At 57.5% G+C, this 13,083-nt stretch carries 3 protein-coding genes; all 3 read left to right on the top strand.

The annotated features are described in order from the left end of the window. Positions 1-20 precede the first annotated feature (20 nt). The 3 genes from ABD653_RS07415 to ABD653_RS07405 all read left to right on the top strand — a co-directional run bounded on the left by ABD653_RS07415 (position 21) and on the right by ABD653_RS07405 (position 12,593). On the top strand, positions 21-887 hold the full coding sequence (locus tag ABD653_RS07415; RefSeq protein ID WP_344705318.1) for a hypothetical protein: 867 nt from the start codon (positions 21-23) through the stop codon (positions 885-887). 130 nt (positions 888-1,017) lie between these two features. Then, complete coding sequence (locus tag ABD653_RS07410) at positions 1,018-12,096, top strand: RHS repeat protein (RefSeq protein WP_160778089.1); 11,079 nt, start codon at positions 1,018-1,020, stop codon at positions 12,094-12,096. Further along, the gene (locus tag ABD653_RS07405; RefSeq protein WP_160778088.1) at positions 12,084-12,593 is read left to right on the top strand and encodes a hypothetical protein; all 510 of its coding nucleotides are present in this window, start codon (positions 12,084-12,086) and stop codon (positions 12,591-12,593) included. The genes ABD653_RS07410 and ABD653_RS07405 overlap by 13 nt, the downstream gene beginning before the upstream one ends. Positions 12,594-13,083 lie beyond the last annotated feature (490 nt).

Below are 13,083 nucleotides of genomic sequence, written 5' to 3'. Positions count from 1 at the left end.
ATTTAGCCCTGGGGCTGGTGATGACGATTACGATGGGTTGTTCCGAACGAGACGAGTACTGGCTGAACGAGGTTGAAGTCCTGGCTGGATTTGATGGTCCGTCGGTCGTTGTTGAGAAGTCTCGAACAGTATTGCGGGCTGGTGAAAGAGGAAGCGAAACTCTCTCGCGCGAATTGATCAGCGTGCCAGCGGAGATTGGCACGTTGGAACCTATGTCAATGCCATGCGAAACGGTCGAGGAATGCGATCAATTTCCTCGGCGATACGCCCTAATCCTCGAGGCAGATGGTCTTTCATTGGATGTGATGGCTCCGTCCTCATCCCTTGCCAGCGTGGCCTCACTGGATGGACGCACCAAGCTGCTTTCCGGTGCCGAATGGCTCTGCGTTGTCGAAAGCGATACAGACACTGATGCCGAACCTGATGGGACACTCTTCAAGGTTGTGCCGCTTGATGCGGCGTACCAGTCACGACAGATATTCTCCCTTGTCGATACAGCGCGGACGAATTGCATTTCCTTGGATGCAGTCCGAGAAATCGATCTGACGGGCGCAAGCCAGTTTTACCTGATGGATGTGGTAGCATCCGGCAACCGCCACCTCGCGCTGATTGGTACTTCGGATCGATCAGCTGCAACAAGATTTTCGGGCCTGTATGTGGTTGATCTTGAAAGGCGTAAAATCACTGATGTCAGCCGGCCATACAGGAACGAAGCAGATGGGAAGGTGGGACAGGGAGTCCGGTTCTGGTCACCAGCGGGCGAGATGCTGGCGGGTGCATGGCAACTTGACGAGAGCGGCCGCAACTTGACCGTAAACTTCACGACATTGGACGTAGGAGAGACTATTGGGCAACCGCAGCGCAGATCAGTCGATCTTGCTCGCTAAAGATTGTAAGAGCTCAATATGCTTCTCGCTCGGTCCTGATACTGCGCCCTAAACTCCCCCCAATTCCGTCGGATTAAGCCCTAGGCGCGAGGCGTATGTCTCGCGGGGATCGATCCGACAGGGATATTCAATGACTGCTATTTTTACAGGTGTTGGCGCTGGGCTGGCACGCAGTTCCGCCGCAGACCTTGGTTCGGCCGGAACGCTTGGCGGGGCTTCGACCGGCCGGGCTGGCGAAGCTATCTCGGTCAACGCAGCGACGGGCAATCTGCTGATTTCGCGGCGCGATGAATTCCTCACCGGCCGCAGTCTCGATATCGGGATTTCGCGGACGTACAATTCGCTTGCCGAAGTGTCCGACCGGGACAATGGCGACAAATGGCAGATGTCGACTGCGCGGCGTGTGTTCGGCCTGACCGGGACCGCGAATGCCAGCGGCAGCACGATCAAGCGTGTTTCCGGCGACGGGTCGGTCGTCACCTACGCTTTCGAGAACCGCGGCGGGACGTGGTCTTACTGGACCACTGACGGGGCCGGGTCGCATGACCGGATTTACCAGCAGACCGGCACCACCTGGGTGTGGGTCGATGGCTCGACCCAGGCGACCGAAACCTACACTGCGGATCCCTATAATGCCGGCGAATTCCGGATCACCAGACAGGCTGATCGTGACAACCAGGCGTTGGTATTCACCTATAGCGGCGATAAGCTCAGCCAGATCACGACCAACAGCTCGGAGTATTTGCGTTACAATTGGTCGGGCAACAAGATCGTCTCCATCACGAGTGCGCACGCGGATCGCAACGGTGTCGTGGTCAACGAAATCGGCACCTACTATGCCTATGATGGCAATGGTCGCCTGGCGACGGTCACCATTGATTTGTCGCCAGAATTGAGCGGCACGTCCGATGGTCACAGATATACGATCAGCTATTTGTACGATTCCGCAGGCCGGGTGACTCGCGCCACGCAGTCGGACGGATCGCGCACGGATATGGTCTATGATGCGCAAGGCCGTGTGACCAAGCTGACCGAACATGTTGGCGATGGCACGACCAGGGTCACCGAGCTGACATACAATGCCGATCACACGATCGTGAAGGCTCCGAACGGGCAGGAGACCAGGCTCGATTTCGCCGGCGGCAATATCGGGCGGCCTGCAGCGATCGAATGGGGGCACAATCCCAATTACGTAACCTCGCAAGTCGTTGATTCCATCGATGGCAGCCCGACGGCAAAATTCTCCACGGCGCCTGGTGTGAGCTGGTCGGGCGTCTCGCGCGGTCTCGGCGCGGTTTCAGCAGGTGAGACCGTGACCTTCGAGGTCAGTCTGCAAGCGGTCGAGGGCTCGGCAACTTCGCAATCGCTCGGCCTTTATGGTTCTGCCAATTATTGGGGCAACGACGCTACGACCGCCGAAATTATCAGCGGCCCGGGCTCGATCGCGCAATATACTGGGGGGCTCTACACCGTCTCCGGGCTCTCGACGACGGATGACACACGCATCCGCATTACCCGAACCTACGGGCAGGCCGACACCGCAGCGGCCAATTTCTATATCGATCACCCCGGTGGCTATCGCGATGGCCAGCAATTGCTGGTCAGCGGCCCGGTTCTGTCGAAGACGGGGGCGGCGGAAGGCCACCAACGACGGCTGACGCAAATTACTGCGCCGCCAGAATATACCGGCGCTCCTGCGCAGGTGCAATCGTTCGCATATGATGATGACGGCAACCTGCTGGAGTCGACTGCACCGGACGGACAGGTGACGAAGTATACCTATGATGCCCGGGGCAATGTCACCAGGGTTGATCGCCCGATCGGCACCGATATCGAAAGCTGGTATGATGCGACAAACAACCTCACCAAAACGCGCAGCTACGGTTCCAGCGAGGCGTCGGCCAATACCGCATCACATGTCCGCTATGCCTACGATTCCGAAGGCCACTTGCGCTTCCGGGTCAGCAATGACGGACGAATCTACGAATACCGCTATGACAGTTACGGGCGGGTCGTTTGGGAATACAGCTATCTCGATGTGAAATATCCCGGTGGCTCTGACGTTATAACAGAGACGGGCGTCGCGTCCTGGATTGCAGCTAACCAGTCCGACAAAACGCAGCGGGCAGGCATCCGGCACATTTACGATGCGCGCGGCAATCTGACGCGGACAATCAACTATGGTGGCGCGACCACGGCGGGCGTTGCCAGCAGTTCGGGTGCGCTTGGCGGCTATACCAGCACGCACTTTGTCTATGATCAGGAAGGGCGCCTGCTCACGCGCTACAACCAGGGCGAAGGCGAGGAGCAATTTGTCTATGACGGCATGGGCCGCCTGGTCAGCTCGTCCGATGCATCAGGTTCCACAACCAGCATATTCTTCGACGATGAGGGTGATGGCAGTGGCCCGCGCACCGTCATGCAGATGTCGAGCGGCCTTACGCGAACCATGGTCTACAATACTGCCGGCGAGCTGGTTAGCGAGATCGAAAGCTCGGTCGGCTCCAATAGCGGCAATCTGGCCGGATCACTCTCGTCTGCGTGGTCTGTTGCTCGAGCCAACCGGACGACGGCCCCGGCCATCGCCGGAAATGACGCTTTCAAGTACACCGTGCCGGTCGCGGGCCCCTACGGCGCAACCTACAAGGGATATAGCGTCGCAGCAGGCGAAACCGTGAAATACAGAATCACCATGATGGGATCGGGGGCGCAAACCATGCACCGCCTCGGCCTCCATGGTGGAGCGAATGGCTGGGGAACCAGCAAAGACACCAAAACCCAGGCAATCATTCTCGACGGCCCAGGAAAGCTGTCTCAAAGCGTTGGCGGCCTTTGGCAAATTGATGGGGTTTCCGCGACAGAGGCAACCACGGTCGAGATAACCCGCACTTACGACACTGCGCAGAGCATCGGCGCCTATTTCTACATCGGCGGCACTGGGCAAGTGGCGGCGAATTCCGCTGTCATCCTGTCGGATCCGAGCGTCATTCGCACGACGGCTGATGCATCGCTTTCCTTCACTGCCGAAACACAGAACAAGTTCGACAAGATGGGTCGGCTGCGCGTGTCGCAGGACATGTTTGATGGACGCGGGCCGAGCTATATCATTTACGACCGGGCAGGGCGCAAGACAGGTGTGGTCGATCCGTCAGGCGGCCTTACCGAATATTTCTACGATAGCGCCAATCGCGTGATCGGCACCGCAAGTTACTTCAATGCGGTGAGCCAGAGCGTTCGCAACCAGTTGGCTAACCCGGACAATACTCTCTTGATGGGGGCCATACGTCCGTCGTCCAACGGCTACGATGTACGGGCCTGGACTACCTACGACGCGAATGGGCGGGTTTCGCAGACGATCAACGGGCAAGGCGAAATCATCGCCAACAGTTATGACAATGCGGGCCGGCTGGTCTTGCAACGCAACCATTTCAACAAAGTCAGCGTTCCATCCGCCTGGCTCACCGGCGGGCCATCCGGCCCGGTCAGCATTGCGAACCATGCGGGAGATGCCATCACCCGAACTTTCTACGACCGTGACGGCAATGTTCGCGGGGTGCTCGATGGTGAAGGCTTCCTGAGCGAAACCACTTATGATCATGCTGGCCGGGCGGTTGCGCAGACCCAATACGCCAATGCAACAACACGTTCTGACTGGTTGACGGCAAGCTTCAACACTTTGCGCAGCAATGTCGGTATTGGCAACGCCGCCAATCGCACCATGCGATCCGTTTATGATGGCGCTGGCCGTTTGCGGTATCAGATCGACAGTGCGAACTTCGTTACGGCCATAACCTATACCGCCGGCGGCCAACCCATACGAACGACACAGATTGCTGCAGCACTGGACGGCACACATTCTGACTGGACATATACCGGGGTAAAAGCTGAGGTCGAAACAGGACCTACAGATCGCTTTTCGCAAAACTATTATGACGCTGATGGCAGATTGTATCGCGTCTATGACGGCTCAGGCCTGTTCACCTATTTCACTTATGACAATGCCGGCAATGTCATCAAGACGGTCGCTGGCAACCGCACCTCGCGTGCGTGGCATGATGCGCGTGGCAATGTCCGTTTCAGCGTCGATGCCGAGGGATATCTGAGCAGCTATTCCTACAATAGCGGCGGCCAGGTTACACATGAGCGCCGGCACGCGGACAAAGTCACCGTGACTGACGATACCACGATCCAGCAAGTCGCTGGCCTTGCTGCGAACAACAGCTCTATCGTGACGATCAAACAGTATGATGCCCAGGGCCGGGTCTATTCTGAATATGATGCCATCGGTTCAAGAACGTATTACAGCTATAACGCCATAGGGAGGCTGAGATACGTCGATCGTGCGTATGGCTCGCTTTCGAATGCGAACGACTATACCGATAGAAGTCGTGATGCGTATGTCTACGACAAGGCTGGCCGGCTGGTTTTTCACGAGCAAGCGAATGGACAGACAGAGAGCAGCATCACGCAATACACATTTGATGGCCTCGGCAACCAGACCCGCATCTCTGACGGAAACGGTCACACGGTCGATTTCACATATGATAAGCGGGGACAGGTCGAGACAGAGACCCGGGTAGGTCTCAATGCCAGCGGCCAGCCGGTCAATCTGACCAACACTTACGAATACAACTCGTTCGGTGAAGTCACCAAGACTTGGGATGCGAAGAACGTCCTCGCGTCGGAGCACGAGTACAACACCCGTGGGCAGGTGATCAAAACCTACGACGCGCTGCGCCACGCCACGCAATACACCTATAACCGGTTCGGCGAAGTCGCGACGGTAACGGATGCGCGCAATGCTGTAACCAGTTTTGCCTATGACAAGCTGGGCCGGGTTACCTCGACCACCGACGCGCGCGGCTTCGTCGAAAGCTATCTCTACGATGCCTATAGCAACCGGACTCGGCTCTATGGAAAGTCGGAAACCGGTGCCATTGGCGGCGGCTCCAACAACATCACCAACTATACCTATGACAAGCTGGGCCGGGTCACCAAAATGGTCGATGCCAATGGCTATGATACGACCTACACCTATGATTCCCGCGGCAACGTCAAGCAGATGAAGCAGGAGGTCGTGCTAGGCTCGTCTTCGAGCACATGGCACGCCACCGATTATGTGTATGACGATGCAAGCCGCCTGATCAGCACCATAACGGACATGTTTACCGGCCACGCGACGGAAACCTACACCTATGATGGTCGTGGCAACATGACCAGCAAGGTCGCCGCTGATGGCGGCAAAACCGTCTATTTTTACGATGATCTCGACCGGGTGACGACCGAGATCAATGCTGCCGGGACCTATACCACATACGAATATGACAAGATCGGCAATGTGACCCGGATACGGGTCTGGGCTTCGCAGACACTACCCCGCCCGGCCGATGGTGGATCGCAAGAGCAGGCCCCGACCCCAACCGGCGATTCCCGGCATACCCAATTCTTCTATGACGATGCCAACCGGATGATCGAAAGTCGGGTCAATTCGGTCAATTCCTATACCTATGACGGCACCAACCTGACGGCCGTGCCCAGCAGCACATTGATCACGCGTTACGAGTATGACGCCAATGGCAATGTGGTGAAGACCACCGACCCGAATGGCGGCAAGACCTGGGCCTATTATGACGTGATGAACCGCAAGATCCTTCAGGTTGATCCCGAGAAGCACGCCACGGGATGGATCTACGATGCGGTTGGCAACGTAACCATCGAGATGGCCTACGCGGAAAAGATCACAGGGCCGCTTTCCTTAAGCACTCCCACCCTACCAAGTAGAGCAGACCTGCGCCGGACGGACTACACTTACGATCTGATGGGCAACCGCCTCACTGAAACGCGATTGAATGTAAAGGTATGGGATCCGCAAACCAGCGATCATACTTCGCCAGTCGGTTCCCACGCCTCCGTGCATTACACCTATAACGGCCTCGGCCAGGTCATCCAGAAGTCCGAAGCCGTGGCCGGGAACGACACGGTCTATACCTATGACAATGGCGGACGGCTCACCACCGAGACGCGGGCCGCTTTTGACAATTATCTCGACGATGAGGTCTCGCCTGTCGTCAATTACGCCTATGACGGGCTGGGCAACCTCACCAGCACAACCGCGTTAGGCGAAACATCCGCGAGCAACCGGGTGACCAGTTATACCTACACCGGCGGGAAACTGGCCAGCATGACGGACGCCGATGGGAAGACCCGGTATTATGGATATGATGCGGCCGGACGCGAGAATGAAGTCTGGATAACCCGCAAGAACTATTACAACGTCTCGCGGGTCGAGGGCGTTTCGCGCAGCTATGACTCCATGGGCCGGGTTGTGTCCGAACTCCAGGGCACGAGGGCCTCGAACGGCGTCTGGACTGCGGTCAGCCCGGTTACCACGACGACCTATAATGCCTTCGGCGACGTCGCGACGGTACAGCTGGGCACGGCTGCCACGCAGATTAACACCTATGACCGGGCCGGCCGCTTGGTCAAAACCAATGCCGGTGACGGCGTCTACAAACTGTTCGGTTACGACGGCAACGGCAACCAGACTGCAGCCATCACCAGCGCCGGCTACCAGCTTTCAAGCAGAACATTTGCCTCTGCGCTGACGCTGGTTTCGCGCGACGACGTGAATGCCACCTACACCCAGTATGACGGGCGCAATCAGGCCACGATCGTTGACGAGCAGGACCGCGATCTGAGCACTGCAATCCACAGCCAGAAACTGCGCTCGCAGCGTGGCTACAACGCCTTTGGCGAGGTCGCATACGAAATCAACGCGAACGATGCGCGCATCGATTACACCTACAACACGATGGGCAAGGTCATAATGATCGAAAGCCCGGCGGTCAGCTATCGGCAGGAGAATGCCAATGGCACCCTGGCCAATGCGACAACCGCTCGCCCGACCGAGCATTTCTATCATGATCTGGCCGGTCGCCTGGTCGCGCAGCGCGATGCCAACGGCAACTTGACCCGGATGGAATACCTCGCCGGCACCGGTTTTGACGGCAGCGAAGGATTGGTGACCAGGGTCATCCATGCCGATAACGAGGTAAAGGAGACCAAATACGATCGTCACGGCGACGCCCGCCGCTTGATCAGCGAGGCTGACGGGCGGACGCTCCTCCACAGGACCATCGAGCAAACTTTCGACAAGCTGGGCCGGGTCACACAGACCTGGAACCGCGGGAGCAATCTGCAAGACAATTACACCTATGACGTGAACGGCCAACAGCTGAGCCACTGGAACAATGTCTATACCTCCAGCAATCGGGAGATCTCGGACTATGATGTGATGGGGCGCGTCATCTCCAGCCGGGCCTTCGGCGGCGACATGACAACAACCAGCTATGCCTGGATACAAGACAGCACCACCAGCGCGGTCGGCAATTTTGGCGGGTGGGAGACCACTACCGACCATGCCACCGGCAAGCAGTCGATCAACAAGCAGGACCTGTTCGGTCGCACGACATGGCGTCAGGATTTGCGCGGCAATGACTATCTCTACGCTTATGACGTTGCGGGCCGTGTCACGTCCGAAACCAGCACGAATTCGTATGGCCATACCGTCCGCCAGAACAGCTATACCTACTACAACACTGGCAAGCTGAAACAGCACCTGCTGGGCCAGCAGGAAGTTGTCGACACCAGCTGGAACAACAAAACGGCCACCTATGAATATGACGAGCTTGGCCAGCTCACGGTGGAGAAGGTCGTCAACCGCAAAGGGCGCGCGACCTCGCCCTATGACTGGTCTGCGATGGAAGCGGCACACGATGAATGGGCCACGCGCCCACCTGATGGCCCTGACAACCCATTCCCGCCGCTGGTCGATGATCCGTTCTTCCCGGGCGACGATGGCGGTGGCCTGGGTGGCAGCAATGGCCAGTGGTACGACACATATTTCATGTCGCACTCGTTGAGCGAGCTGAAGAACATCTGGCTGAATGCGCAAGAGGGCGACACCGACGCCCAATTCCAGCTGATGCTCTATCAACCGTTCTATGATGCATTCGCGCCCATACCGGTGCCCATCGTCTATACGATCACGACCGAGACCCTGCAGGACGGGCATGCCTTCTACGATGCCCTGGGCCGGATGACGCGGTATTATGATGATGCCGTGTCAGGCGAGCATAATGTCGACAAGAACTGGACCTATGATGCCAATGGCAATGTCCGCAACATCAACACCACCTACCGCAACATGTCGGCAACCGGCAATTTCCTCCCCAGCACTGCGACGCAAGATTTGTGGTATCGCTATGACACAATGAACCGGATGGTGATGGCCGATGGGAGCCTCAACGGGTCGACCATTGTGCGCGGCACGACCGGTACCCAGCTTTCCTATGATGCGGCGGGCAATCGCAAGACGGCGCAGACAGGCACCAAGGCGCAGGAAGTCTACAATTACGACAATGCTGGCCGACTTGATGAAGTCAGGATCAACAATGTCCAGCGCGCCACCACCAGCTTTGACGCACTGGGCAGGGTCACCGGGCACCTCGAACGTGATGCGTCGGGATCGCTCACCCATACTCGTTACGAGATGTATTACGACGCGCGCGGCCAGGTCATTTCCGAACGCGCCAAGACGCAGACCAACGACAACAAGTGGCACTTCACCCACACGGTGAACCACTATTCCGCCGACGGAACCGGCGGCAATCCGACCGACATCAGCTCGGCAGCGTCGCGCGGCACCTCCACCGGCGCCATGCTCTACCACTCGGAAACCAAGAACTGGCTGACCGACAACAGCTGGGACAACCCGACCTATTATTCCGGCACCGCCCCCGGCAACAGCGCCGATGGCCGCTGGGCCGATAGCTACACCAGCTATTGGTACGAATGGGGCGATGCGGCGATGCAATACCGCATCCAGCTGAAAAACCGTGACGGCCAGTCCAACACCTTTCACCATTACGACAACAACGATCATCTCGTGCTGGTGGGCACTGGCGGCGGCTACAACTCGCATACCAAATATTATGAAACCGCCATGGGCGGCGAGATCCTCCAGCGTTCGGAATCGAGCGTGAATTTCCAGGGCGACACACCTGCGCTGCGGTCGTACTATTTCGGCGGCAAGCGGATGGGCGAGGTGACCAATAACGGCACCACCAACACCGATTATGCGCAATCGATTGCCGACCGCGTGGCAGATCGGCCTGACGATCCCGGCCCCTATCGTGGCGGGGCGGAGCACGGCACCGTCCATGCCGATTTCGGGCTCGCCTACACCGCCGTCAACGGCTCGACCCACCAGCAGGGCAGCGGTACCTACCGCGCCCAGGGCGGCGAGAGCCTGCAGCAGGTCGCCGCGATGCTGTGGGGCGACAGCTCGCTGTGGTACAAACTGGCCGAGGCCAACGGGCTATCGGCGGGCAGCACCCTGGCCGCCGGCCGCACACTGCGGGTGCCGGCCAGCGTGCAGGTCAACCAGCACAACGCCAACACCCACGCGCCGTATGATCCGGCTGAGAAGATCGGCGATGTGCAGCCAGGGACTCCGACACCGCCGAAGGGCAGCAATAAATGTGGGGTCGTGGGTGCCATTATTCTGGCTGTTGTGGCGATTGCTGTAGTTGCTGTTGTTGCTGGGCCATTGAGTGGTGCCCTTGCCAATGCCTTTGCCGGATCGACTGCTTCTGCAGCAGCGGCCGGCGCTGGCGTAGCGGCTCAGGCCACTGCCATTGCGGGAGGCGCGACAGCTGCAGCTGCGGCGTCAGCAGGTGCTGCAGCCGCAGCAGCTACTCTGGCTTCGATCGCGCCGATGGCGGTCGCAGCCGGGGCAGCTATTGGGGGTGCTGCTGCAGCCGCTCTGGGTTCCGTTCTAAGTCAGGGTATCGGCGTTGCGACAGGTATCCAAGAGAAATTCAGCTGGAAGAGCGTCGGCCTTGCCGCACTTAGCGGCGGGATCAGTGGCGGCCTTGGCTCGAGTGGCCTCTTTGGCAGTATTGGTAACAACGGTGCCTTTGAAGCGGGCAAGCTTGGCATCAAGAGCGGCATCGTCGATGCAGGTGTGAGAGGCGCTGTTAGCAGTGGCCTGAGCCAAGGGCTGGGTGCCGCAACCGGTCTCAGCAGTAACTTTAGCTGGGCCGGCGTGGCCGCAGCCGGAGTAGGGGCTGCCGTTGGTTATCAGGCAGGCGGGAAACTGTCAGGCCTGAGCAGAGATAATTCATGGAACAACCATCTCGCGCACCTCGGAACCAGCAGCGCTTCTCTGATCGCAAATGCCGCGACCAGGAGCGCGGTTGAAGGATCAAATTTTGGCAGGAATGTCTTGGCGGCAATTCCTGACGTTATCGCGAATGCCATATTCGCAATGGCGACCATCGGGGTTTCTCGCCCGCGACAGATGCTGACCGAAAGCCCAATCTCCAGAGACGTAGAGCTGGAGTATGAGCTGGTCGAGGTTGACCTGGAAGAGGAGCTAAGAACTGTCGATGCTGAGGTTTCTCTAGCGCGTCAAAATGAGCTAGACTTCGTAAGCGATCAATCCACATCCGCGGGTGTGCAGGGTGCATTGCCAAGTGGCGAATTTAGCACTGATGCCGAGCTGATTGCGGATTATGGGAGACATGCAAAGAAATATGGTGTGCGTCGATATAATTTAAGGTTTAGCGATGGCAAGTCTGCCAGCTTCAATATTGCTGGCACCGCAGAATACACTGAAACAATAAAATCCTACATCAGAACGCTGTCTGGAAATAGGCAGGGTCGAGCCATCTTAAGAGGTCTGGCGGAGGACGGCGACGTGACACGCGTGTTTGAGACAGATAAGCTCCCTCAATTTGGCACTAGCAGGAGCGTTGCTACTAGGTCCGGATTGAAGAGCGGCGGATATGGCTATATTGCAGCGGGAACTTCAAGACTAGAGGCGCCGGTGAAGTTTGAAAGCGCTACAGGTCGTGTCTCGACTAGCGGTATGTTTGACCCCTTATACGCTTTTGCACACGAATTGGTTCATGCTTGGGACGATACAGCCTACTTCAAGTCGCCGGTCCCGTACCCGAGGCACTCGAAATTGGAGCCAATCAACTCTTCAGCATCACGTGAGATTATCGCGCTGAGAATAACAAATAATATGCGAGTACTTGGCGGAGCTGGTTATATAAGAGCCGAGTACAACGGAATTTTGGGAATAGTTGACACATATGAAGATGCATCGAGGAGAGCGGAGCTGATAAAGTGGAAGGGCTAAAACATTTAGCGACGCTAGCTGCTCTCTCGATGTCTTGCTCGTGTGGGCCGACTGTTGATTTTCAGAGCGCAAAGAATGCTTATTTGTGTGATGCTATTGCCGATACGCCCCTAAAGAAAATGGCAGCAGAGATAGTGAGAAGCCGAGAGTATCCGCTCTATGATAGGATGATCTATGCGGCTGTTTCTGGTGACCTCGGAATTGAGGAACGGTCATTCCTAAAGGGCGGCAACGCGTGGAACGAACTCAGTATTAGCGGCGATGGATCTCCGAAAATTTCCGCAGAATCGGCGACAATAGAAATTGATCAATTGATCGCGACCATCGAGAGGATGAATCCGAAAAGCGCGATCCATCGGCAGACTGTGACCCATACAATCTGTCGCAAAATCTCGATTTTTGATCAGTCTGGTCACACAGATTATGTTAGGCTCAACGCTTCGGCGGATAATCCAGGATTTGACCGGATTTTCTATGAGATGAATCTAATTGAGTAGGTAGTATCTGGCTCGCGGCTTGATGCCTGAACACGTCCTAGAGGTGCAGTGTTTGCTAGGTTCTTCCTAGCTCTTTCGCACAGTCGATCCCCTGCTGGAGACCCGCACTCGAAAGTCACACTTTGGCTTTGCAGTGGTGGGATAACCCGCAGTTACACAGGCGAAGTTTCGGAAAGTCACAGTTTTGAAGCGCGCGGTTGGTGTTCCACTGTTTGTTGGGCCCCCCAAACGCCGGGCGCGATGCGTTCGCATCGCATGGCTTCGCCCTACCGGGCGGCGAGGAGTCGCTCGCTGGCTGCCGCCTCCCCATCTTCTGGCTTTGGCGCGGAGTACGGCGCGCAGCGCCGCTAGCCTGACCGGGCGCCCGCAGCACCGCCGGTGCGAGGACATCGCGAGCGCGGAGGCGTTTGCGGCAAACAGGATCCCTCTTCCTCCCCACCTTATCCACAAACCTGCCCACATAGTGCCACGCCCCGCCTTGTAGAATCGC

Source organism: Parerythrobacter jejuensis (assembly GCF_039536765.1).
In the GTDB taxonomy this organism is placed as follows: Bacteria; Pseudomonadota; Alphaproteobacteria; order Sphingomonadales; family Sphingomonadaceae; genus Parerythrobacter; species Parerythrobacter jejuensis.
The sequence above is the reverse complement of the archived record's forward strand: the minus strand, read 5'-3'. Positions and strand labels throughout refer to the sequence as shown.

Coding starts and splice junctions, on each gene's coding strand:
- ABD653_RS07415 (WP_344705318.1), top strand. CDS start 21: ATGACGATTACGATGGGTTGTTCCGAACGAGACGAGTACTGGCTGAAC.
- ABD653_RS07410 (WP_160778089.1), top strand. CDS start 1,018: ATGACTGCTATTTTTACAGGTGTTGGCGCTGGGCTGGCACGCAGTTCC.